General features: G+C 50.5%; 23 protein-coding genes. 13 read left to right on the forward strand and 10 right to left on the reverse strand.

The window, feature by feature from the left end; translation table 11 throughout:
* The gene (gmk, locus tag PREMU_RS03720; protein ID WP_007573234.1) at positions 1-579 is read right to left on the reverse strand and encodes a guanylate kinase; all 579 of its coding nucleotides are present in this window, start codon (positions 577-579) and stop codon (positions 1-3) included.
* A gap of 24 nt (positions 580-603) precedes the next feature.
* Positions 604-1,479 carry a YicC/YloC family endoribonuclease gene (locus PREMU_RS03725; RefSeq protein ID WP_040557976.1) on the reverse strand — a complete coding sequence of 292 codons (876 nt, stop codon included), beginning with the start codon at positions 1,477-1,479 and terminating at the stop codon, positions 604-606.
* A 102-nt stretch (positions 1,480-1,581) separates the two neighbouring features.
* On the opposite strand from PREMU_RS03725, the gene tsaB reads away from it, so the two are divergent.
* The 8 genes from tsaB to PREMU_RS03765 all read left to right on the forward strand — a co-directional run bounded on the left by tsaB (position 1,582) and on the right by PREMU_RS03765 (position 10,915).
* A complete protein-coding gene (gene tsaB, locus PREMU_RS03730; protein WP_040557977.1) occupies positions 1,582-2,274 on the forward strand; it encodes a tRNA (adenosine(37)-N6)-threonylcarbamoyltransferase complex dimerization subunit type 1 TsaB in 693 nt (230 codons plus the stop codon).
* A 32-nt stretch (positions 2,275-2,306) separates the two neighbouring features.
* Positions 2,307-2,921, forward strand: coding sequence for a DUF4290 domain-containing protein (locus tag PREMU_RS03735; protein WP_007573238.1), 615 nt, complete (start codon positions 2,307-2,309; stop codon positions 2,919-2,921).
* A 9-nt stretch (positions 2,922-2,930) separates the two neighbouring features.
* Positions 2,931-4,241 carry a UDP-N-acetylglucosamine 1-carboxyvinyltransferase gene (murA, locus tag PREMU_RS03740; RefSeq protein ID WP_007573239.1) on the forward strand — a complete coding sequence of 437 codons (1,311 nt, stop codon included), beginning with the start codon at positions 2,931-2,933 and terminating at the stop codon, positions 4,239-4,241.
* Positions 4,234-4,752, forward strand: a complete 519-nt coding sequence (rimM, locus tag PREMU_RS03745) for a ribosome maturation factor RimM (protein WP_007573240.1) — start codon at positions 4,234-4,236, stop codon at positions 4,750-4,752. The genes murA and rimM overlap by 8 nt, the downstream gene beginning before the upstream one ends.
* Positions 4,753-4,786: 34 nt before the next feature.
* A complete protein-coding gene (locus PREMU_RS03750; protein ID WP_007573241.1) occupies positions 4,787-5,938 on the forward strand; it encodes a 1-deoxy-D-xylulose-5-phosphate reductoisomerase in 1,152 nt (383 codons plus the stop codon).
* Between the two features lie 40 nt (positions 5,939-5,978).
* Positions 5,979-7,409, forward strand: a complete 1,431-nt coding sequence (gene rseP / locus PREMU_RS03755) for an RIP metalloprotease RseP (protein ID WP_007573242.1) — start codon at positions 5,979-5,981, stop codon at positions 7,407-7,409.
* Positions 7,410-7,512: 103 nt separating this feature from the next.
* Positions 7,513-9,615: a protein-disulfide reductase DsbD family protein gene (locus PREMU_RS03760; RefSeq protein ID WP_007573243.1), complete on the forward strand. Its 2,103-nt coding sequence runs from the start codon at positions 7,513-7,515 to the stop codon at positions 9,613-9,615.
* 4 nt (positions 9,616-9,619) lie between these two features.
* The gene (locus PREMU_RS03765; protein ID WP_007573244.1) at positions 9,620-10,915 is read left to right on the forward strand and encodes an L-cysteine desulfidase family protein; all 1,296 of its coding nucleotides are present in this window, start codon (positions 9,620-9,622) and stop codon (positions 10,913-10,915) included.
* 74 nt (positions 10,916-10,989) lie between these two features.
* Here the strand turns inward: PREMU_RS03765 and PREMU_RS03770 are convergent, their stop codons facing one another.
* Entirely contained in the window at positions 10,990-11,346 is a 357-nt protein-coding gene (locus PREMU_RS03770) for a DUF1893 domain-containing protein (protein ID WP_007573245.1), read from the reverse strand.
* Positions 11,347-11,472: 126 nt separating this feature from the next.
* Here PREMU_RS03770 and PREMU_RS03775 point away from each other — a divergent pair, with 126 nt between their 5' ends.
* Positions 11,473-12,498, forward strand: coding sequence for a C1 family peptidase (locus tag PREMU_RS03775; protein ID WP_040557978.1), 1,026 nt, complete (start codon positions 11,473-11,475; stop codon positions 12,496-12,498).
* An 11-nt stretch (positions 12,499-12,509) separates the two neighbouring features.
* Positions 12,510-13,472, forward strand: a complete 963-nt coding sequence (locus PREMU_RS03780; RefSeq protein ID WP_007573249.1) for an aldo/keto reductase — start codon at positions 12,510-12,512, stop codon at positions 13,470-13,472.
* 198 nt (positions 13,473-13,670) lie between these two features.
* Here the strand turns inward: PREMU_RS03780 and PREMU_RS03785 are convergent, their stop codons facing one another.
* Complete coding sequence (locus PREMU_RS03785) at positions 13,671-14,363, reverse strand: porin family protein (RefSeq protein ID WP_007573251.1); 693 nt, start codon at positions 14,361-14,363, stop codon at positions 13,671-13,673.
* 213 nt (positions 14,364-14,576) lie between these two features.
* Between PREMU_RS03785 and cysS the strand changes: the two genes are divergently transcribed.
* The 3 genes from cysS (at position 14,577) to ltrA (ending at position 18,863) form a co-directional block, all read left to right on the forward strand.
* Positions 14,577-16,067 (forward strand): cysteine--tRNA ligase, encoded by a 1,491-nt coding sequence (gene cysS, locus PREMU_RS03790; protein ID WP_007573252.1) that lies wholly within the window; start codon positions 14,577-14,579, stop codon positions 16,065-16,067.
* Between the two features lie 266 nt (positions 16,068-16,333).
* A complete protein-coding gene (locus tag PREMU_RS03795; protein WP_007573254.1) occupies positions 16,334-16,936 on the forward strand; it encodes a porin family protein in 603 nt (200 codons plus the stop codon).
* 481 nt (positions 16,937-17,417) lie between these two features.
* Positions 17,418-18,863 (forward strand): group II intron reverse transcriptase/maturase, encoded by a 1,446-nt coding sequence (gene ltrA / locus PREMU_RS03800; protein WP_007572400.1) that lies wholly within the window; start codon positions 17,418-17,420, stop codon positions 18,861-18,863.
* Positions 18,864-18,962: 99 nt separating this feature from the next.
* On the opposite strand, the gene tyrS is transcribed toward ltrA, so the two are convergent.
* The 6 genes from tyrS to metK form a co-directional block, all read right to left on the reverse strand.
* Positions 18,963-20,261 (reverse strand): tyrosine--tRNA ligase, encoded by a 1,299-nt coding sequence (tyrS, locus tag PREMU_RS03805; protein WP_007573255.1) that lies wholly within the window; start codon positions 20,259-20,261, stop codon positions 18,963-18,965.
* A gap of 90 nt (positions 20,262-20,351) precedes the next feature.
* The gene (yidD, locus tag PREMU_RS03810) at positions 20,352-20,603 is read right to left on the reverse strand and encodes a membrane protein insertion efficiency factor YidD (protein WP_040557979.1); all 252 of its coding nucleotides are present in this window, start codon (positions 20,601-20,603) and stop codon (positions 20,352-20,354) included.
* On the reverse strand, positions 20,590-20,967 hold the full coding sequence (locus PREMU_RS03815; RefSeq protein WP_007573257.1) for a ribonuclease P protein component: 378 nt from the start codon (positions 20,965-20,967) through the stop codon (positions 20,590-20,592). Before PREMU_RS03815 ends, yidD begins: the two co-directional genes overlap by 14 nt.
* A 12-nt stretch (positions 20,968-20,979) precedes the next feature.
* A complete protein-coding gene (locus PREMU_RS03820) occupies positions 20,980-21,738 on the reverse strand; it encodes a uroporphyrinogen-III synthase (protein ID WP_007573258.1) in 759 nt (252 codons plus the stop codon).
* A gap of 37 nt (positions 21,739-21,775) precedes the next feature.
* On the reverse strand, positions 21,776-22,804 hold the full coding sequence (locus tag PREMU_RS03825) for a DUF4271 domain-containing protein (protein ID WP_007573259.1): 1,029 nt from the start codon (positions 22,802-22,804) through the stop codon (positions 21,776-21,778).
* A gap of 34 nt (positions 22,805-22,838) precedes the next feature.
* Positions 22,839-24,128 (reverse strand): methionine adenosyltransferase, encoded by a 1,290-nt coding sequence (gene metK / locus PREMU_RS03830; protein WP_007573260.1) that lies wholly within the window; start codon positions 24,126-24,128, stop codon positions 22,839-22,841.
* Between the last annotated feature and the right edge of the window lie 166 nt (positions 24,129-24,294).

The following is a 24,294-nucleotide window of genomic DNA, read 5'->3' on the forward strand; positions in this document are numbered from 1 at the left end:
TTATGCTTTGAGAAAATCACTGACAAGGCGGTAAGTCTCCTCCTCGGCAGTTTGAAGGTTGTCGTTGACCACAATATAGTCGAACTCTTTGGCAAAGGTCAGTTCATAGGAAGCCTTGTCCAGGCGTTGCTCTATCACCTCAGGGGCATCGGTGGCACGGTTGACAAGACGGCGGCGTAGTTCCTCTACCGATGGTGGTTGGATAAAGATGCTCAGCGCACGGCGGCCGTAATGTTTTTTGATATTGCATCCGCCTTTGACGTCGACATCAAAGACGACATTCTCTCCTTGCTCTGTCTGGCTCTCTACCTGCGGCTTCAAGGTACCGTAGAAGCGGTCTTTGTAGACCTCTTCGTATTCAAGAAACTCGTTTTTGTCAATTTTTGCCTTAAACTCCTCGGGTGTGAGGAAGAGGTATTCTACCCCGTTCTTCTCTGTACCGCGTGGCGCACGCGTGGTGGCACTGATGGAGAAAGCAAGCCTAAGCTCAGGATGCTCTTTCATCAGCCACTGCACAATGGTGCTCTTGCCTGAGCCGCTGGGAGCGGAGAATATAATCAGTTTTCCGGTTGCATTCATGTTTGTTTGAAAGAATTTACATGTTTATAAAGCATTGAGCACCTGCTCCTTGATCTGCTCCAGCTCATCTTTCATCTTCACGACGATGTTCTGCATCTCGGCTTGGTTGCTTTTCGAGCCAGTGGTGTTGATTTCACGGCCCATCTCTTGCGCAATGAATCCAAGTTTTTTTCCGTTGGGCTGGTTTTCGGCCATGGTCTCGCGGAAGTATTTCAAGTGGTTGGAGAGCCGCTGTTTCTCCTCGCTGATGTCGAGTTTCTCAATATAATAGATGAGTTCTTGCTCCAGCCGGTTCTTGTCGTATTTCACTTCAGGAATCTGCTCCAGGCCTTTGATGATAGTGTCTTTAATCTTTGGCACGCGGCTTTTTTCATAAGGTTCGATACTGTAGAGCAGTTTTTCGATATTGTCAACCTTCTCGTTGAATTTCTTTTCCAAGGCGGCGCCCTCTTGCTTTCGGAACGCAATGAGATTGTCAGTGGCCTGTCTGATGGCCCTCTTCGCTACTTCCCATTCCTCATCACTGAGCACCTCGGTGTCGGTTTTCGTCATGACGTCGGGCATGTGCAGCAGCGAGTTGTACCAGTCGGCGGGCTCAGGAATGCCTGTTTTTTCCGAAATAGCCTTCAGCTGGCGGTAGTAATCCTCTACAAGCGCAGCATTTATCGGCGTGGCATCCACGATGGTGTCTTTTTCCGTCCACAGTGCGAAGTCCACTTTTCCCCGTGTCAGCGCTTTGGCTATATACTGTCTGATCTCCATTTCTTTCTCACGGTAGAGTGGAGCGATACGTACAGAGAGGTCAAGGGCTTTACTGTTGAGCGACTTGATCTCAACATTGATTTTCTTGTCTTTGTAAGCCACTACGGATTTGCCGTAGCCCGTCATAGAGAGTATCATACTTATTTGTGCGTTAAATTTCTGCAAAAGTACGAAATTAGGTGGAAAAAGGAGTAAATTTGCACTTTATTAAGAATAATGTCATCATTATACTTGTATCATATGTCTTGTATATTGAATATAGAGACGAGTACCAATGTCTGTTCGGTGGCTGTGAGTCAGGACGGTGCTTGCATTTTTGAGAAGGAGGATCACTCAGGACCCAATCATGCCGAGCGGTTAGGTTCATTCATCAACGAGGCTCTGTCGTTTACCGACAACCATGCCATCCCTTTTGATGCTGTTGCCGTGAGCTGCGGGCCAGGCAGTTATACAGGTCTTCGCATAGGCGTGAGCATGGCTAAGGGCATCTGTTACGGTCGTGGGCTCAAGCTCCTTGGTGTGCCCACGTTGGAGATTCTCTGTGTGCCGGTGCTCCTGCGCGAGATGGTTGCGGAGGAGAATGCGCTGCTTTGTCCTATGCTCGACGCACGCCGTATGGAGGTCTATGTCCAGATCTTCGACCGTTCGCTGCATGAGGTGCGCCCCATTCACGCTGACGTGGTGGAGGCTGACACCTACAACGAGTGGCTTGACAAAGGTCCTGTGTATTTCTTCGGCAACGGAGCCAGAAAGTGCAAAGACGTTATCAAACATCCTAATGCGCGCTTCATCGACGGCATAGAGCCGCTGGCCAAGAACATGATGCCGCTTGCTGAAAAGCGCATGGCGGAGCAAAAATTCGAGGATGTGGCCTATTTCGTGCCGTTCTATCTGAAGGATTTTGTGGCCAAACTGCCGCGTAAACTCTTGTAGTTCTTGTTCATCATCCATTGAAAGACTTTATCATGAATATCCCAGGATTAGACTATAACACACAGCGTGAGAAGCTCGTGCTTCCCGAATATGGGCGCGAGATACAGAAAATGGTGAACCACTGCATGACGATTCCCGACCGCGAGGAACGCCTGCGCTGCGCTTACACCATTATTGACACCATGGAGCTGGTGAGTCCGCAAGTGCTTCAGACCGACAACTACCGGCAGAAGCTGTGGGATCAGCTGGCATTGATCAGCGATTTCAAGCTTGATATTGACTGGCCGGTCGATGTGTCGAAGGTAAAGGTGATGAGTGAGAAGCCGCAGCCCATCCACTATGAGATGAGCGACATTCCAGCCCGCCATTACGGCAAATTGGTGTTTGAGCTCTTCGCAAAGCTTAAGACCATGGAGCCCGGTAAAGAGCGCGATCAGCTGGCGGCTATTACAGCCAACCAGATGAAGCGCGACCTGATGCAATGGGGACATGGGCTGAGCGATGACGAGAAAGTGGCTGACGATCTTGCGCGCTTTACCGACGGAAAGATACAGCTCGACCTTAGTCACTTTAAGTTTGAGCGTGTGGACATGCGCGGCATGGCTTCTGTCAACAATGGCGGTGGAAAGAAACGCAAGAAGAAATAACAGGAGCCTATGGAGTCATTCGTCATTGAAGGCGGTCATCAGCTTGAGGGAACCATCATCCCGCAGGGCGCGAAAAATGAGGCCTTAGAGGTGATATGTGCCTCACTGCTCACCAGTGATCCTGTGCGTATTACCAATGTGCCGGACATCCTCGACGTCAACAACCTTATCAAGTTGTTGAAAGATGTGGGTGTGAAGGTTACGCAAAATGGTTGTTACGACTATACTTTTCAAGCTGATGAGGTCAATCTCGACTTCCTCGACAGTGTTGATTTTGTGCAGAAATGCGCCCGTCTCCGTGGCTCTGTGCTGATGTACGGTCCTTTGCTCGGACGTTTTGGCAAGGCAACGATTGCCAAGCCGGGCGGTGATAAGATAGGGCGTCGCAGGCTCGATACACATTTCTTGGGGTTCAAGAGTTTAGGTGCGAAGTTCGTTTACGATGCAGTTCGCAATGTCTATCAGATTCATGGTTACCAGCTCAAAGGCACGTACATGCTTCTTGATGAGGCGTCGATCACCGGCACTGCCAACATCATCATGGCAGCCATCATGGCAAAAGGCACCACCACTATATATCATGCTGCCTGTGAGCCTTATATTCAGCAACTGTGTCATCTGCTCAATCAGATGGGCGCCAACATTTCGGGCATTGGCAGTAACCTGCTCACCATTGTGGGTGTCGACCGTCTGCACGGGGCCACTCACCGCATCCTTCCCGACATGATTGAGGTGGGCTCGTTCATCGGCATGGCGGCGATGGTGGGCAATGGCGTGCGCATCAAGGATGTATCCTTACGCAATCTCGGTCCTATTCCTGACGCTTTCCGTCGTCTCGGCGTGAAGATCAAGGTTGAAGATGACGATTTGGTCATCCCTCACCAGGCTCATTACATCGTCGACTCTTTCCTTGACGGCACAATTATGACGCTTGCTGATGCTCCGTGGCCAGGGCTTACTCCTGATCTACTCTCAGTGCTGCTGGTCGTGGCCACACAGGCTCGCGGTACGGTGCTCATCCACCAGAAGATGTTTGAGAGCCGTCTTTTCTTTGTCGATAAGCTCATCGATATGGGCGCTCAAATCATTCTCTGCGACCCCCATCGCGCTGTTGTGGTGGGTCAGGACCATCACATTCAGCTTCGTGCAGGCCGTATGACAAGTCCCGATATACGTGCGGGAATCGCGCTGCTTATCGCTGCCATGAGTGCCAAAGGCACCAGTCGGATTGAAAATATTGAGCAGATCGACCGCGGTTATCAGGATATTGAGAAGAGGCTCAATGAGCTTGGAGCTCACATTCAGCGTGTCAATGATTAAGCTTGGTGATGTGTTCCGCATTGGCAGCCTTGGCAAGCCGCACGGCATTAAAGGGGAAATAGCTTTTACTTTCGATGATGATGTCTTCGATCGTACGAATGCAGACTTTTTCTTTGTTATGATTGACGGACTGTTGGTACCCTTTTTCTTTGAAGAATATCGCTTCAGCTCAGATGTCGTAGCTTTGGTAAAGCTGGAAGGTATCGATACACTTGAACAGGCGTCCGCGCTGACAGGGTGTGAGGTCTATTTCCCAAGAGAAGGATCTGACAGCAGCGACGGGGTAGCCTCACAGGCCGAATTGGTTGGCTTTAAGATTGTTGACGAGTCTACCGGCCAGCTTGTCGGCACTGTGAAAGCTATTGACGATTCAACGGTCAACCTGCTTTTCGTTGTATCAACAGAAAGCGGAGATTTGTTGATTCCGGCCAGCCATGAACTGGTCAAGGCAATAGATAAGAAGCATCAAAGCATTACCGTAACCATTCCCGAAGGACTTTTGTCATTGTAGAAGCTATCCATTCCCGTAAGACATAATAATGACGATGAAGAAACAAATATGTATTCTCGGTTCAACTGGTTCAATAGGCACTCAGGCTCTTGATGTCATCAGCCAGCATCCCGATCTTTATGAGGTCTATGCGCTGACAGCCAACGATAGCGTTGAAAAGCTGGCCGAACAGGCTCGACAGTTTCATCCCGCCGCCGTGGTGATTGCCGATGAGTCCCATTATGCTGCACTGAAGGAGCAGCTCGCCGATACGGATGTCAAAGTCTATGCCGGTCACAAGGCCTTGTGCGAGATTGTCGAGGCCGGTCCCATCGACATGGTCCTGGCTTCACTTGTGGGATTTGCGGGCTTTGAGCCGACTATTCGCGCCATCAAGGCACGCAAGAAAATCTGTCTGGCCAATAAGGAGACCATGGTTGTGGCCGGAGAGCTTATCCTCCACCTTGTGCAGCAATATCATGTAGACCTTTTGCCCGTTGATTCGGAGCACTCCGCCATCTTCCAAAGCCTGGTAGGAGAGGAGATGAACGAGGTGGATAAAATCCTGCTCACGTGTTCTGGCGGACCCTTCCGCAACTTCACACATGAGCAATTGCTGACGGTGACGGCTGCCGATGCTTTGCGTCATCCCACGTGGAAGATGGGGGCGAAGATCACCATAGACTCTGCTTCGCTCATGAATAAAGGCTTTGAGGTGATGGAGGCCAAATGGCTTTTCGGCGTGCCTGCTGACCGGATAGAGGTGCTCATCCATCCGCAGAGTGTCGTGCACAGCGGTGTGCAGTTCAGGGACGGCGCTGTAAAGGCGCAGCTTGGGGTACCTGATATGCGGCTGCCCATACAGTATGCATTCTCTTTTCCCAACAGACTTTCTCTGCAAGGCGACCGTCTTGACCTCTTCAAGACCCAGAAGTTGGAGTTCTTCAAGCCTGATGTGGAGAAGTTCCCATGTCTGAGATTGGCCTACGAGGCTATTCATCAAGGCGGTAACATGCCGTGTATTCTCAATGCCGCCAATGAGGTAGCCAATGCCGCTTTCCGTCGTGGAGCGTGCTCTTTCTTGGGTATGGCCGATATCATTGAAGAGACTATGCGGCAGGCTACATATGATAAGACTCCCGATCTCGACACTTATTTTAAGACCGATGCCGAGGCAAGGCGCATTGCCCAGGCTCTGATACAATAATAACCATTATCATTTTTCTGGAAGAAATCAAAGGCAAGATATGGAAGTATTCCTTATAAAGCTATTACAATTCATTCTCTCCATCTCTCTGCTCGTGTTGCTGCACGAGGGCGGACATATGCTCGCCTCAAAACTTTTCGGCGTAAGGGTGGAGAAGTTCTTCATCTTTTTTGATGTCACTATTGGCAAATGGAGTGGCAAGCTCTTCAGTTTCAAACCCCGTAACAGCGACACAGAGTATGGCATGGGATGGCTACCCCTTGGCGGATACTGCAAGATTGCGGGCATGATCGATGAAAGCATGGATACCGAACAGATGAAACAGGACCCTCAGCCATGGGAATTCCGCACCAAGCCCGCATGGCAACGGCTCATCATCATGGTGGCGGGAGTGACGGTCAACTTCGTTCTCGCCCTGTTTATCTATTCGATGATCATGTTCCATTGGGGTGAAAGCTATGTCCGTGTGGCCGACATGTCGATGGGAATGAAGTTTAACAAGGAGGCCAAGTCGTATGGCTTCAAGGATCATGACATTCTTCTTGGCACGGAGAAGGGACCGTTTAAGGATTTCAACGCCGATGTCTTCCGCGATATTTCCACTGCACAGTGGTGTGATGTGATGCGTGGTGGCAAGAAGGTTCGTGTTGCACTTCCTGGTGACATCAACTTGCTGGGCATGCTGAAAAATACACCACAGTTTGTCCGTCCTTTTGTACCGGCTGTGGCTGATACTGTGCTACAGCGGATGCCAGTGGCGGAAAACAGCAAGGACTCGGTGGAGACGCCGGCCTGGAAGATAGGCATGCGCAAGGGCGATAAGATTCTGTCGGTCAACGGTCAGGCCATAGATTCCTACAATGAGTTTACGGAAGTCTTGGGCGTCATTAGTGATCAGCTGGCAGCAACAAGCTCTCATAAGGACAGCCTGCGGCTACGCACTGTGTCACTGGTCATTGAGAAGGCTCAGTCTCAGCGCGATACTGTCAAGACCTTGCTCACATCCGACTGCAAGTTAGGCTTTGCGGTCGGAGGTCCCGATTACCTCTATCGCAACAAGATGACGCATATCAGCTATGGTTTCTTTGAGAGTTTTCCTGCCGGTGTAAGGTATGGCTGGGACGTGCTTTCAGGCTATGTGAGCGATATGAAATACGTGTTCACGGCCGACGGAGCCAAGAGCCTGGGTGGCTTCGGAGCGATAGGCTCGCTCTTCCCCAATCAGTGGGACTGGCATCTCTTCTGGATGATGACGGCTTTCCTGAGTATCATTCTCGCATTCATGAACATCCTACCTATTCCCGCACTCGATGGTGGTCATGTGCTTTTCCTGCTGTATGAGATCATCACGAGGCGCAAACCGTCTGAGAAATTCCTCATCAAGGCCGAATATGTGGGCATCACTTTGCTTGTCCTGCTGATGATTGTCGCCAATCTTAACGACATTTTACGATGGATTGGCGTCATGTAGGTTAAAAAATATCAATAATTAAAAGGAGCGATACCACTTTTTGCCTCCATGGCGTATTAGGGAATGAGAAGACAATAACTGAAAAGTAAAAAGATTTATAAAGATGAGAAAACTGATAACCCTGGCCCTAATGATGCTTGTCACCATCATGGCCAACGCCCAAATGCTGGACCCTGTCAAGTTCACTGCTACGTTGAAGACGAACAACACGGCAGAAGGTGAGATAGTATTCTTGGGAAAAATCAATAAAGGCTGGCATGTCTACAGCACTGGTTTGGGTGCTGACGGCCCCATCTCTGCTACTTTCAATGTCAACAAGCTCGACGGAGTGGAACTGGTTGGCAAGCTCCAGCCGCGTGGCCATGAGATAAAGAACTACGACAAGCTCTTCGAGATGACGCTCCGTTATTTCGAGGGAAGTGTGGAATTTGTGCAGAAGGTGAAGTTCACCAAACCCGATTATAAGATTGACGCTTATCTTGAATATGGCGCTTGCAACGATCAAACCTGTATGCCGCCGACGAGTGTCGACTTCAAGAAGGGCGGCAAGAGTCCGGCAGTGGCCAATGATGCAGCTGCAAAAAGAAATGTTGTGGGTACGGATGCCACGGCTGCGGGGGCGGCTATGAATGATGATGCCTCCACGATGGCAGTCCCTGATGCCGCTGCCAGGGCTGATTCGATGAAGGCTGACTCATTGGCTCAGGCCAATGCAGCAACGGCAGCGACACTCTCGCAAGGCGAGAAGAACGCGCTGTGGAAGCCGGTCGTCAATCAGTTGCAGCAGTTTGGCGGCACCAATGACATTGCCAACCACTCTTTGTTCTACATCTTCCTGATGGGAATCGTGGGTGGTCTGCTGGCGTTGGTGATGCCTTGCATCTGGCCTATCATCCCGATGACGGTGAGTTTCTTCCTCAAACGTTCCAAAGACAATAAGAAGCGGGGCGTGCACGACGCCGTCATCTACGGCATCTCCATCGTTGTCATCTATCTGGCCATGGGTATTGGCGTGACCGCTATCTTTGGTCCGTCAACGCTTAACGCACTCTCCACCAACGCTATCTTCAACATTTTCCTGTTCTTGCTGTTAGTGGTCTTTGCCGTGAGCTTTTTTGGATGGTTTGAAATCAAGCTCCCTGACAGTTGGGCCAACAAGGTAGACAACAAGGCTTCGAGCACAACGGGCTTGCTTTCCATCTTTCTCATGGCCTTCACCCTTGTGTTGGTGAGCTTCTCCTGCACGGCTCCCATCATTGGTCTCCTGCTGGTTCAGACGGTCACCTCGGGCGATTGGCTGGCTCCTGCCATCGGTATGTTTGGTTTTGCCATCGCTCTGGCTGTGCCTTTCGCACTCTTCGCCATGTTCCCCGCACTGATGAAGAAAAGCCCCAAAAGCGGATCATGGATGGATCAAATCAAGGTTGTGCTGGGTTTTGTGGAGCTTGCCTTCTCGTTGAAGTTCCTGTCGGTTGCCGATCTCGCTTATGGCTGGCACATTATGGACCGTGAGGTGTTCCTTTCTCTATGGATTGTCGTCTTCTTTGCATTGGGTGCTTATCTTGTGGGTTGGCTTAAATTCCGGCAGGATGCCATTGGCGGCGACTTGCAGAAGCCTATGTCTGTGCCCGCCATCATGCTGGGGCTGTGCTCCTTTGCTTTTGCCATCTATATGATTCCTGGGCTGTGGGGCGCTCCCTGCAAGGCTGTCTCGGCGTTTGCCCCTCCCATCACTACACAGGATTTCAATCTCAACAACCATGTCGTTGAAGCACAATACAAAGACTATGAGGCTGGTATGGCTGCCGCCAAAGTGCAGGGCAAACCGGTGATGATCGACTTTACGGGTTTCGGTTGCGTCAACTGCCGCAAGATGGAAGCAGCTGTGTGGACGGATCCTTCCGTTGCACAGAAGCTGGAAAAAGACTATGTGCTTATCTCGCTCTATGTGGATGACAAGACCAAGTTGCCACAACCTATTGAGGTGACGCTCTTTAACGGACAGAAACGTACTCTGCGCACTGTGGGCGACAAGTGGAGTTACTTGCAGAGCCATAAGTTCGGCGCCAACGCGCAGCCTTTCTATGTTACCCTCGACAATAACGGCAACGTGCTCTCGGGGTCGTTCTCCTACAAGGAGGACATCCCTGCCTATCTTGATTTCCTCAACAAAGGGCTCGACGCATACAAAGAAAAGAGACATTGAAACGATGCTTGAGAAGGAGAAAAGAAACCGGATCATCCAGTTGATCCATCAGCAAGTGGTGCCGGCTGTGGGTTGTACAGAGCCGATGGCCGTGGCACTGTGTACAGCTCGTGCCGCGGAGGATTTAGGCAAGCGTCCTGATTCCATTCGGGTGTTGCTCAGCGGCAACATGCTCAAGAACGCGATGGGGGTGGGTATCCCCGGTACAGGCATGATAGGCCTGCCCATCGCTGTTGCCCTTGGCGCCATCGTCGGCAAGAGCCAGTATCAGTTGGAGGTCATCAAGGACCTTACGCCGGAAACCTTAGAAGAGGGAAAGCACTACATCAGCGACCCTAAGCGCATCGATATCAAGCTGAAAGAGCGCATCACGGAGAAGCTTTATATTGAAGTGACATGCCAGAGTGGTGACGACACGGCCACAGCCATCATCTCAGGCAGCCATACCAATTTTGTTTATGAGGAGCGTAACGGCAAGGTGCTGCTTGACAAGCGCAAGTGTGTTGACGCAGAGGAGGTACGGCAATGCTTGAAACTTGACATGAAAACCGTGTGGGAATTTGCCACGACAACGCCGATCGACGAGATCCGTTTCATGCTTTCGGCGCGTGATTACAACATCCACGCCGCGGAGGAAAGTAAGAAGGGCAACTATGGGCATTGTCTTGGCAAGACCATCGACCGTCCGTTGAGTCACGGCATCTTTGGAAATACGATCTTTTCTCACATTATTTCTATGACGGCTTTGGCCTGCGACGCACGTATGGGTGGTGCCATGATTCCGGTGATGAGCAATAGTGGCTCCGGTAATCAGGGCATCTGCGCCACCAATCCCGTGGTGGTCTTTGCTAAAGAGAATGAGAACACGGAGGAAGAACTTATTCGAGCCTTGACGCTCTCTCATCTCACGGCTATTTATATCAAGCAGAGTCTTGGCACGTTGTCGGCTCTCTGCGGATGCGTGGTAGCCAGCACGGGAGCCAGTTGCGGTATTGTCTATCTCATGGGAGGCGACTACAGCCGCGTGTGCGCGGCTATTCAGAACATGGTCGCTAACCTCACGGGCATGATCTGCGACGGTGCGAAACCCTCTTGCAGCATTAAGATATGTTCGGGTGTGTCGTCGGCTTTACTCTCGGCGCTGCTGTCCATGCAGCATCAGCAAGTGACTGCGGCCGAAGGCATTGTGGACGACAACGTGGACAAGAGCATCCGCAATCTTACGTCCATTGGAAAAGAGGCCATGAATCCTACCGACGACATGGTGCTTGACATCATGACGCATAAAAACAGCTGCTGACAGAGCTAAAAAAGTCTTGTCTCTTATAGATCTGCCCTGTGTGCGCATCAAAATGCCCTATGACGCTTTTTCGTTCAGGCTGGAATGGCTTCCAGTTCGCCAAGCTTTCTCCACACGTTGAGAAAGTCCTGATGGTTGAGCTTCTTTTCGAAGCTGACCTTGATGCCTGCTTCTTTCAGCGTGTCGTAAGCCTGCTGGGAAATATACTCGGCGTAGACCTCGATGACGCCTCCTTCTACCATCATGGCTGCTGCAGACCGGCCTACGGCCTTAACGGCTACCTTGGCATCGTAGAGCAGCTCTGGCTCCTCGTTAATCATATTGTACAGATGGCGGACTCCCTGTCCGTCAAAGGTGCGAATGCGCCCCTCGTGAAGCACAACTAAGGTGTGTTGTTCATCGCAGAGAGTATCAATGAGTTCTTGCATCATAGCACTTTCAGTTTTTATGTATTCATGCTGCAAATATAAGCAATTTATTTGATATTTGTTGTCACTGAATGAGAAAAATGTCATTTTATGGGTAAGAAATGTCAATTATTAATTAATTTTGTGACCATGAAGCGACAGTGTTGTTTTTTATTCTTGATGCTCTCCTTTCTCCTCCTTGCGTGCACGGGCCATTCTGAAGAAGGCTCTAACAGAAAGGCTTTTCACAATGAGGTGGTATTGAAGACGACCCCTGTGAAAGACCAGGGCCGCGGTCCGCTCTGCTGGCTTTACGCTATGCTTGCGACGATTGAGACGGAGCGGCTGCAGAAAGGCGACTCGGTGAATCTTTCCCCCGACTATCCCGCGAGGTTGTGGCTGCAGGATCAGGCCCGCACCTACTACCTCACGCGCGGCATGGCGAAGGTGTCGATGCGCGGCATGGCGACAACGGCACTGAGGCTGACAGAGCGTTACGGCATGGAGCCTTACGACAGCTACCATCCCTTTGAAGGCGTCAGCTACAATTCTCTCACACGTATGGCTATGCTCACGGCAAAGGCGTCGCCAAGCCTCAACAAGCTTAACCAGCGGATCGGTGACAATCTTGACAGGACAATAGGCTTTCTTCCGCCGTCTCTCTTTATGCTTGGCATAGGGTATACGCCACAGCAGTTTGCGGAGAGCGTCTATCTCAAGGGCGACTACGCTGCCTTGACAAGCTTTACCCATCATCCTTTCGGAAGCTCCTTTGTTTTGGAGTCGCCCGACAATTGCCTTCAAGACACTTTCTACAATATGCCGATAGACCGGATGATGGCTGTCGTTATCAATTCCCTGCGCCGTGGCCATCCCGTGTGCTGGGAGGGCGACGTTTCCGAGCCAGGCTTCAGCTTCAGCAAAGGCGTCGCCATCCTGCCCGACGAAGACCATAAAGTGACGCAGCAGGAGCGTCAGCGGGCCTTCGAGCGGTTCCAGACCACCGACGACCATTGCATGGAGCTGTGCGGACTGGCCCGTGACCGTGACGGACGGCGCTTCTTCATTGCCAAAAGCTCGTGGGGTACCGACAATCCTTACGGTGGCTTCATGTATCTGAGCGATAACTATGTGAGACTGAAAACTATTGCCGTCGTAGTGAAACGCGGCATATAACAAAAACAAATATGGATATCAAGCAACCTTATCTCGCATCTCCCCGTCGATACGATGATGCACACATGTATCGCCGCTGTGGCCACTCGGGCGTGCTCTTGCCAAAGATCAGCCTTGGCTTCTGGAAGAATTTCGGCAGTACGGGCCCCTATGAACGCAGCCGCGAACTGACGCATTACGCTTTCGATCACGGCATCAATCATTTTGATCTGGCCAACAACTACGGTCCCCTTTATGGCACAGCCGAGGAGACGATGGGGCGTCTGATGGACGATGACTTCCGCTCTTATCGCGACGAGCTGTTTATTTCCACCAAGGCCGGCTACGACATGTGGCCCGGGCCTTACGGCAACTGGGGCTCTCGCAAGTATCTCATGGCGAGCCTCAACCAGAGCTTGCGGCGTATGCATCTCGATTATGTCGACCTGTTTTATAGTCATCGTTACGATCCTGAGACGCCGTTGGAGGAGACTTTGCAGGCACTGGTCGACATTGTGCGCCAGGGTAAGGCTCTCTATGTCGGCATCAGCCGCTGGCCATTGGATGCCTTGAAGGTGGCCGACCGGTACCTTCGTGAACACGACACGCCGCTGCTCATCTATCAGGGCCGCATCAACCTTCTTGACCGTTCACCGATTGATGAGGGCATCCTGTCTTATTGTCACAGCCATGGCATCGGTTTCATCAGCTTCTCACCGTTGGCACAGGGGTTGCTCACCGACCGTTATCTTGACGGCATTCCATCTGACAGCCGCATGGCGCACAGCGTATCGCTTCAGAAGGACGTACTCACGCCTGAGCTCCTTAAGAGGCTTCGCAACTTCAATGCTGAGGCGTCGGAAAGAGGAGAGAGCCTCGCCGAGATGGCTTTGTCGTGGGTGCTGGAACAGCAGGGGGTGACGAGTGTTATCGTGGGAGCAAGCAAGGTCACGCAGCTTGAGAACGATCTCAGGGCGTGCAAAACGCGGGAATGAGACAAAGGTGAAATAAGGGCCTTCCGTCTACACTGTAATGGCATCGCCTCTACACCGTAGAGGCGATGCCATTACAGTGTAGAGGCGATGCCATTACAGTGTAGAGGCGATGCCATTACAGTGTAAAGGCGATGCCATTACGGTGTAGAGGCGATGCGATGGATAAGGCTTTCAGACGGGATACCTGCAAGAGCCGTTTTAGAAGGTAACGCCTATGTTGAGATTGAGTGATCCCGTCCGTGTGTCCTCAAAGTCGTAGTGGCCCACATTGGCAAGGCCGACGTCGTAACTCAGCCCAAGATAGAGCGCGTTGAAACTCGCTCCACAGCCTAAGCGCAGGCCGCCATCGAAGCGCCGGAAACTGGCTCTCTCATCGCCGCTGAAGCTCGAATAAGCCTCGCGCTCGCCGAAGTCCTTGATCTTTCCACCCACGCCGAGAGCGAGATAGCCGCCGGCAAAAGGCTCAAGCGCGATGTCGGGAGTCAAGGCATACTTGTATTTCACAACGAGAGGAAGCTCTAAATATTCGAGGCGGTAAGTGAATTTGCTGCCTTTGTAGTTGCCTTTGCCACCCTTCTCCGTATAGGACAGCCCACTCTCGAAATAGAGCGGTACCTTGTAGGTGAGGCGTGTGCCGGCCACTATACCAATGTCCAGGCCCGTCCTTGGGTCGCTGCCGTCGAGGATGGCGGCGTCGGAATGGACTGTAGCAGTGGTCATGCCAAGGCGGAAACCGACGTAAGTGTCGTTAAAGGGGGTGTAAGCGTCGTGTCGGTCATGCTGATACGCGTAGCGATGACGTGGGGGTATCGGTCTGCCGTTGGGGTAGTATTGTGCTGAGGCCGTCAGTGTGGAGATGAGAGCGAGCAGAAAAATAAATGTTTTTTTCATGGTTACAGTCTTACATTAATACTTATATGAATATATTATCTATCAGCAAAGATAAGTAATGATTCTTATTCCATATCGGGGAAAAAACCTAATTGGCGGTAGGCTTTTCCCTATGACGTCGTGAGATAGATAATAAAAAACGTATCAAAGAAGCTGATTTCCGGGAAAAAAAGTGTAAGTTTGCAGTCAGAATTACATCTTAAGAATAAAGCGATGACACAGAACCTCTTGGTTTATAATACGCTCACACGTCAGAAGGAGCTCTTCAAACCACTGCATGCTCCTTGTGTGGGCATGTACGTCTGCGGTCCTACGGTTTACGGCGACCCGCATTTGGGGCATGCGCGTCCGGCCATCACCTTCGACGTGCTTTTCCGTTATCTCCGCCATTTAGGTTATAAGGTGCGCTATGTGCGCAATATTACGGATGTGGGGCACCTTGAGCACGATGCCGATGAGGGCGACGACAAGATTGAAAAGAAGGCGCGGCTGGAGCAGCTGGAACCCATGGAGATTGCGCAGTACTATACCAACCGCTACCATAAAGCCATGGAACTGCTCAACACGCTGCCGCCATCGATAGAGCCGCACGCCACGGGACACATCATTGAGCAGGAGCAGTTGGTGAAGGAAATCCTCAGTAACGGATACGCTTATGAGAGCCAAGGGTCGGTGTATTTTGACATTCAGAAATACAATAAAGATCATAAATATGGTATTCTCTCAGGCCGCAATCTCACCGACATCATTGATAAGAGCCGTGATCTCGCCGGTACCGATGAGAAAAAATGCCAGGCTGACTTCGCCTTGTGGAAGCGCGCCACGCCTGAGCACATCATGCGGTGGCCGAGTCCGTGGGGTGATGGCTTCCCCGGATGGCACTGCGAATGCACGGCTATGGGGCGGAAATATCTCGGCAGCCACTTCGACATTCACGGTGGAGGCATGGATCTCATCTTCCCGCACCATGAGTGCGAGATTGCGCAGGCTGTGGCATCGCAGGGCGACCAGATGGTGCGCTACTGGATGCACAACAATATGATTACCATCAACGGGCAGAAAATGGGCAAGAGCCTCGGCAACTTCATCACGCTGGAGCAGTTCTTTACCGGTAATCACCCGTCGCTCGATCAGGCCTACTCGCCGATGACCATCCGCTTTTTCATCCTCTCGGCCCACTATCGCGGCACAGTGGACTTCAGCAACGACGCGCTCAAGGCAGCACAGAAGGGGTATGAACGTCTCATAGACGGCATCTCCAATCTCGACCGCATACAGACCGCAAAAGGCTCGCAGCCTGAGGTGCGCAACTTTGTCGGTGAGCTGCGCCAGCGTTGCTACGATGCCATGAACGACGACCTGCAGACACCGCTTGTCATCAGCGCGCTTTTCGAGGCATGCCATCTCATCAATACGCTGCTCGACCACAAGGCGAAGATCTCTGCCGAGGACCTCAAGGAGCTCTCTGACACGATGAACCTCTTCACCTTCGACATTCTTGGACTCAAGTCGAACCGTGGCGTGGGAAGTCCCGAGCGGGAGAAATCCTACGGGCGAATCGTGGATCTTGTGCTGCAGATGCGCCAGAAAGCTAAGGAAGCTAAGGACTGGGCCACGAGCGATGAGATACGCAACACGCTCACCGACGCCGGATTCGTGGTACAGGACACTAAAGATGGCGCGACGTGGAAGCTGAATAAGTAAAAGGTATGTCACTTGAATACAGGTGGGTCACAGTGTGTGGCCCACCTTTTTCATGTCCGCCAATTTGTCATCTTTACCCTTGATATAAAACAAGAATAGTGTCAATTAGGGAAAACTCTACCTACAAATAGGGTTTTTCCCACCTGCAACGTGTAACTTTGGCCTTAACTTTGCGTCGTTATAATAAAAGAGTTGCAAACTCTGTTCGTAAAGGAATAACAACATATATATTAAATAATACAATTTAATTTTTAGGAGACAAGACTATGAAAAAGTTTTTAGCTTCCGCTCTGATGCTCCTTGCAGCATCCACAGCAACATTCGCTCAGCATGCAGTTGGTTCTTTCACACTGCAGCCGAAGGTAGGTGTAAACGTTGCTTCTCTTACCAAGAGTGACAATTACGACAACCGTATTGGTCTGGCTGCTGGTCTTGAGGGTGAGTATCAGGTTTCTGATCTCTTCGCTCTGAGCCTTGGTGCCATCTACTCTCAGCAGGGTAATAAGTACGACAAGACTGTCATGAAGCAGTCTCTCAAGTACACCAATAAGCTCGACTATATCAACGTTCCCATCATGGCCAACGTTTATGTCGTTCCCGGACTGGCTGTGAAGCTCGGTGTTCAGCCTGGTTTCAATGTGAACAGCAAGGGCAAGACTGTTGCCAATACCTCTGTAGGTAATGCCAAAGGGACTGTTGAACTGAATGCAAAGTCAGTTGATTTCTCCATCCCTGTGGGTCTTTCCTATGAGTATAAGAACGTGGTGCTCGACGCACGCTACAACTGGGGCCTGACAAAGGTATGGGACAACAATGATGCTAAGAACAGTGTCTTCCAGTTCACGCTGGGTTATAAGTTCGAGCTCTAAGCAATTTCTGAAAGATAAAAAAGCCGCATGCCCAACACGGGTATGCGGCTTTTTGTAGTATGCTCGGCATGAGTATTGTCTAACGGGTGCAAGTCCCGAGTAAGCCTTAATAGCGGGAATTACATAGCCAAAGGCAAGGGCGTCCATCGTGAGGTGGAATCTGAAAGAAGCCGGCGGCAAACATCTGACCTAACGAACAGAAACTTCATACAAGGCATATGACCGTGGGTAAGGTTGCTAAACAAATCAAAGCCCTATAGCTATTCGGAACGGTTGGTGTAAATGAAGTGGGTATAAGATGGAAAGACAATGCCCTTATCCGAGGAGGTCTCACGGACACTTCAAATAGTTTTTTTTTACGAAAGAAGTGGAGTAAAGCTTGCCGTGAGAAGTCAGCAGACGCCATAGTAGTGCAATACTCGATAACGTTGCATGAAGGGCTGAACCTAACAATCAAGCGATAGTAATTGAAACATACCTCATGAAGGAAAGAATGCAGAAAACATTATCCCAAGTTAATGGCTGCCCCCAAAGAGATAGGTCGGAAACCGAATGGTATGGGGGAGTGCAGACCTACATGTGGATGTGTGAAGACAACATCGTGGAAGTACCATTCGACAAGGAACACCTTTTCGAGCAAATCCTTAGCCCTTCAAATCTCAACCGAGCCTACAAGGCAGTTATGAGAAACAAAGGCTGTGGTGGTATCGACAAGATGTCGTGTGAGCAGTTGCTCCCATGGCTATTGACCAATAAGGACTTGCTCATCCGTTCCTTGATGGACGGCTCTTACCGTCCAAACCCAGTGAAAAGGGTAGAAATACCCAAAGACAATGGCAAGATGCGCCTGTTGGGAATACCTACAGTAGTAGACCGTTTGGTGCAACAAGCCATAAACCAAGTATTGACCCCCATCTATGAGAACCAATTTTCCAAGACGAGCTACGGCTTCCGTCCGAGAAGAGGATGCCATGACGCAATACGAGGAGCGCAAAGTATAATTAATGAAGGCTACATATATGTAGTAGACCTTGACCTTGAACGCTTCTTCGATACCGTGAGCCATAGCAAACTCATAGAAATTCTCAGCCGTACGATAAAAGACGGCAGAGTGGTCAGTCTTATACACAAATATCTCCGAAGTGGTGTAATGAACAAAGGCTTGTTTGAAGCGAGCGAAGAGGGAACTCCCCAAGGAGGACCGCTAAGTCCGTTGTTGAGTAACATCATACTCAACGAATTGGACAAAGAACTTGAACGCAGAGGGCTTCCCTTTGTACGCTATGCCGATGACTCGATGATATTCTGTAAGTCCAAAAGGGCTGCAATGCGAGTGAAGGAGTCTATAACCCGATTTATAGAAAATGTTCTATATCTCAGAGTCAACAAGGAAAAGACCGTAGTGTCGTATGTACGTGGAGTGAAATATCTGGGCTACTCCTTTTATGTGATGAAAGGCAAATGCCAACTCACTGTGCACCCAAAATCCAAAGCCAAGATGAAGTCAAGGTTGAAAGAACTGACAAGTCGCAGCAATGGATGGGGATATGCCAAGAGAAAGCAAAAGCTGAAAGAATACATAAGAGGGTGGGTTGGCTATTATCACCTTGCCAATATGAAGCGTCTCTTGCTTGAAACAGACGAATGGTTAAGACGTAGAATACGCATGTGTATATGGAAAGCTTGGAAGAAAGTCAAGACAAAAGTGGCAAACCTCATTAGATGTGGTATTAATAAATACCAAGCATACGAATGGGGTAATACTCGTAAGGGTTATTGGCATATAGCTAATAGTCCTATTTTAGCAACTGCAATAAGTAACAACAATCTACGTGCAGCAGGGTATGCTACTTTAATGGGGACGTATCTCGAATGGCACCCCAAAATAGGAACCGCCGTATGCGGGACCGCATGTACGGTGGTGTGAGAGGTCGGAAAACGAAAGTAGGAAGAAAACTACTTCGTTTTCCTCCTACTCGATTGTATATGTATTAACGGAGAATCTGCTATTGTTGCGGAATCCGTCTTACTTTACGGTAATAAGGAAATAGTTTTTCTTGCCTTTCTGCAAGAGAAGATACTTACCGTCGATGAGATCCTCGGCTGTAATCACTTGGTCGAAAGCCGTGAGCTTCTCCTTGTTCAGGCTCACGCCGCCACCTTTGACGAGCTTACGCATCTCGCCCTTGGAGGGGAAGATGTCGAATCCGTCCGTGCAGAAGAGATCAATAGCCTTTCCTCCGAGCTCAGCCTTTGGCAAACCGTAGTGGGGCACGTCCTTAAAGACATCATTGAGCGTTGTTTCGTCGAGGCTTGCCAACTGGTCCTTCGTCGCTTTGCCAAAGAGAATGTTTGACGCTGTGATGGCCATGTCGAGGGCTTCCTTTGAATGGACCATCGTTGTCACCTCTTCGGCCAGACGGCGCTGCAGTATACGGCGGCCCGGGTCTTGCTTGTGCTCTTCGGTAAGTTGCTGAATGGTAGGCTGATCAAGGTCGGTAAAGATCTTGATATAGCGTTCGGCATCATCGTCGCTGACGTTGAGCCAGAACTGATAGAATGCGTACGGTGTAGTGCGGTTGGGGTCAAGCCAGACGTTTCCACTCTCAGTCTTGCCGAATTTCTTGCCGTCAGCCTTTGTGATAAGGGGGCAAGTGAGGCAGAATGCCTCCGCGTCATTGCCTAATGTACGGCGGATGAGCTCTGTGCCGGTAGTCATATTGCCCCACTGATCATTGCCTCCGAGCTGCAGGCGCACGCCGTGGTGCTGGTAGAGATAAAGGAAATCGTAGCCTTGCAACAGTTGATAGGTGAACTCTGTGAACGACAATCCATCACGGGCCGTACCGTTGAGGCGCTGCTGCACACTGTCTTTTGCCATCATATAGTTCACAGTGATGTGCTTGCCAATATCGCGAACGAAGTCGAGAAACTTGTAATTCTTCATCCAATCGTAGTTGTTGACAAGCTCAGCTTTGTTGGGTTCATTGCCGTCAAAGTTGAGGAATTTAGACACTTGATTCTTGATGGCCTCCTGATTGTGGTAGAGTGTGTCGCTGTCAAGCAAGTTACGCTCCTGGCTTTTCCCTGAGGGATCACCAATCATACCTGTTGCACCGCCTACGAGAAGGTATGGCTTGTGGCCGCAGCTCTGCAGGTGACGGAGCATCATGATGCCGCAGAGGTGACCGATATGAAGTGAATCGGCAGTAGGATCAGTGCCGAGATAGGCTGAGACGAGGTGGGACTGCAGATACTCTTCCGTCCCCGGCATCATCTGTGCGAGCATGCCGCGCCATTTCAGTTCTTCAACAAAGTTTTTCATGAATGATGTTATTTCTTTAATGTCTCTCTCTTGCTGACGGGCGAGACCGTTGGATTAATCTATGTATATAGGTGTTTCAGGGATTGTTGCTTATGGCACTGGGTCATATCCACTGCCTCCCCACGGGTTGCATCTCAGTATTCGCCATATCGCCAAAGCTAAGCCTTTGATGGGCCCGTGCTTGAGGATGGCTTGGCGTGCGTACTCCGAACAGGTGGGGGTGAAGCGGCAGGAGGGTGGCGTGTAGGGCGTGATGAATTTCTGATAAAAAATGATGGGCAACACGAGCAACCACGACAGGGCATGCGTAACAGCTTCTATGATGCGCTTAATCATTTTCATGAAGTTTCTCCTCCACTCTTTTTAGCAGGCTCACCATGCATTGTGTCACCTCATTAGAGCTCCACAGCTTGCTGTCGAGCCAGATAAAGGCGAGTGCTAAGGGCTTGCTGCTGATGAGCCCCTTGTTCAGTCGGTAGGCTTCTCTTACCTGTCGCTTGATTCGGTTGCGCTTGTTGGCACGGTGCAGACAGCGTTTAGGCACGGACACGAGCATTTGGTTGTCATCGCTCCCCTCCATAGGCATATAGACCAGACGGAGCGGAAATACGGTCATGCTTCTGCTCTTGCCGCCACCAAAGAGACTATCGATGAGCTTCTTGTGGTGGATCCGCTCTGTCTTGGGTAAGGTGTTGCCCGTGCTCATGTGTTGCCAACCTTAGGTTTGCTTGCCGTTTTCTGTCTCAAGATAATCTCTCAGCGCATTGATCATTGAAGGATATTCGGGCGTTCCTGCCATAAGGTCCACATTTAGATGTGCGTCTTTGACGGCTTTAGCTGTAGCAGGACCGAAGACACCAATCTTCACTTGGCCTTCCTTCATGTCGGGGAAGGCTTCGGTGAGATACTTCACGCCGGTGGGGGTAGAGAAGATTAGCATGTCGTAGTCGAAGTGCTGGATCTCGTCTTCAGTAAAGGAATCGGAGAGCGTACGATACATCACGCACTCGGTGAACTGCAGGTTCTTAGCCGCGAGCATCTTGGAGATGTCGTCATTGTGGACGCTGCTCAGGGGCACAAGGTATTTCTCGTTCTTGTGCTTCACCATCTGTGGGATCAGGTCGTCGATGTGGCCGGTCGTTCCGAAAAACACTTTCCGCTTGCGATACTGCACGTATTTCTGGATGTAAAGAGAGATGGTCTCCGTGACGCAGAAGTATTTCATGTCCTCGGGTATGGTGAGTCGCAGCTCTTTTGCCAGTTGAAAGAAAAAATCTATGGCATGTCGAGATGTGAAAACAACAGCAGTATGCGAGAGAATGCTGACTTTCTGCTGGCGAAACTCTTTGCCTGTGAGCCCTTCCACCTTTATGAATGGCCTGAAGATCAGCTCCACTCCGTATTCTTTCTCCAATGTGAAGTAGGGAGAGTTCTCGCTTGACGGCTTTGGCTGGGATATCAGAATCTTCTTTATCATCTTGCTTTGAATGCTAAATAATGTACTAATTATTGTCCTAAAAAATTGTTGTCAAATAACTGCCTGTCATCATCAAGACACCCCATAGGATGCCCAATGGCATTACTTCAAGAGCACAAAAGTATAAAAAACTTTGCAGAATGGCAGTATTATGTTTGAAAAAGATGGTATAGATCTTATAAAAAGCCAGTAACTTGGCAATAAGAATAACGGAAAGAGTGTAAATGGATGCACTGCTGACACTTAGGTGGAAGTAGGCCAACAGCAGTACAATGGGGAAGAGAAGGATGCCTTCTGCGGCTATGATGAAGAGGAAAGCCTTCATCCATTGTATATTTTTTTTCTTATCAAAAAAGACCCAGTCCACGATGCTGTAAAGCAGAAACTTGACCAAAAGATAGGCGGCAAAGATACCCGTAAAGAGGCCGAGTGCCTGATAATGGACAATGGACAGGGACTCCTGGGCCATGCTACGCGACGAGATGAAGAGTATTAACGCAAGTACCAGACAAGTTTGTGCCACAAGGAAGAATTGAAACCGCATCTCGTTGCTGGTCTCCGTAATGACAGTGGTGCCTTCGCGGGGGGGGCGGAAGAAGCTCTTAAGCTGTCGCTCAAGGAAGTGCCTGGCCTGGGCGATGGCAATGGAGGCAATGATAAAGCAGAAGAGCAGCACAGAGGTTATGATGGAGTCGCCAGCGATGGTGTATGGCACCGGATCTCCTGCCACCCCGCGTCGATAGACGGCATACTCGGGGCGGTAGATAGAATCAGGCTGTACGAGCGAATGGGTGTGGTAGAGAGGCTTGGTGAAGTTGCCGGTGATTTTCGGGTCGGCCTTCGTTGTGGGCGTACGCATGGGGTTGGGCATGTGCAGCCAGTCTTTCTCTACAAACTTGAAGTTCGCCCTTATCGCCGAGTCCTGTTGCCATGGCGTGGCTGTCTTAGGCAGCCACGAGAGGATTTGCGCAGGCGAATGCCATCCGCTGTGCGGCGTCTGAGCCGCATGTTGATGTGCGGCTTCAGTCGCTGTTGATACTTGTGCTGAATCTTGCTCAGAAATCATTTTATCCTTTCAGTGATAAGGCCAGCGGAATATCTTAGAGTCCGAAGGCCTTTCTTATCCTGTCCACTTGGTCGAGCTTCTCCCACGTGAAGAGCTCCACTTTCATGGTCTTTGTCTGATGATAGTGGGAGGTGAAGGTCTTCTCCACCACTTCGTTTTTTCGGCCCATGTGTCCGTAGGCCGCCGTCTCTAAGTACATGGGTTGCCGGAGGTTCAGTGTGCGCTCAATGGCATGTGGCCGCAGATCGAACAGCTCTTTCACCTTTTGGGCTATCTCACCGTCGCTCATGTTGACATGGCTCTTGCCGTAGGTGTCCACGTAGACGCTGACGGGCTCAGCCACGCCGATGGCATAAGCGAGCTGTACAAGCATTTCGTCGGCTACGCCGGCCGCCACCATGTTCTTGGCGATATAGCGGGCAGCGTAGGCTGCGGAGCGGTCCACCTTTGAGGGATCCTTACCCGAGAAAGCTCCACCACCGTGTGCACCCTTGCCGCCGTAGGTGTCGACGATGATCTTGCGGCCGGTGAGCCCGGTGTCGCCATGAGGGCCTCCGATGACAAACTTGCCTGTAGGATTGACGTAGTACTTGATGTCGTCGTTGAAAAGCGTCAGTACTTTCTCTCCGAGTTGTGCCTTGACGCGGGGGATGAGAATGCTTTTCACGTCGTCGTAGATCTGCCGGAGCATTGCCTCGTCGGCTCTCTGCTGAGCTTTGAAGGTATGGTCAGCGGGCTTGATAAAATCGTCGTGCTGGGTGGATACCACGATGGTGTCGATGCGCTGTGGCACACCGGCGTCGCTGTATTCAATGGTCACCTGGCTCTTGGCGTCGGGGCGGAGGTAAGTCATCAGCCGGCCTTCCTTGCGGATATCGGCCAATGTGCGCATGATGAGGTGTGCCAAGTCAAGCGTAGCAGGCATGTAGTTCTCGGTCTCATTGACCGCATAGCCGAACATCATGCCCTGGTCTCCAGCACCCTGGGCATCCTCTTCCTGTCGCGAAACGCCGCGATTGATGTCGTCGCTCTGCTCGTGAATGGCCGTGAGTATGCCGCAGGAATTGCCGTCAAACTGGTAGTCTGACTTGGTATAGCCTATTTTGTTGATGGTCTTTCGGGCAATGGTCTGCAGGTCAATGTACTCTGTAGAGCGCACCTCGCCCATGATGATGACCTGTCCGGTGGTGTTGAAGGTCTCGATGGCGCAATGGGCTTGTGGGTCATAAGCAAGAAACTGGTCAAGCAGTGCGTCACTGATTTGGTCGGCAACCTTGTCGGGATGCCCTTCGGAAACAGATTCTGAAGAAAATAAATAACTCATAATTGCATTACTTTCTTTACGTGGAAACGAACGCAAGTAACCGTGAAATTTGAGGGACATTTCGCAGTTTTAGCATTTTTTTGTGTGGTTGCAAGCAGCCAAATTCTTCCACAATTGGTAAACATGTTGTATATAATCGTTGCAAAGTTACGACTATTCTATGGAA

The organism is Hallella multisaccharivorax DSM 17128, assembly GCF_000218235.1.
Classification (GTDB): domain Bacteria; phylum Bacteroidota; class Bacteroidia; order Bacteroidales; family Bacteroidaceae; genus Prevotella; species Prevotella multisaccharivorax.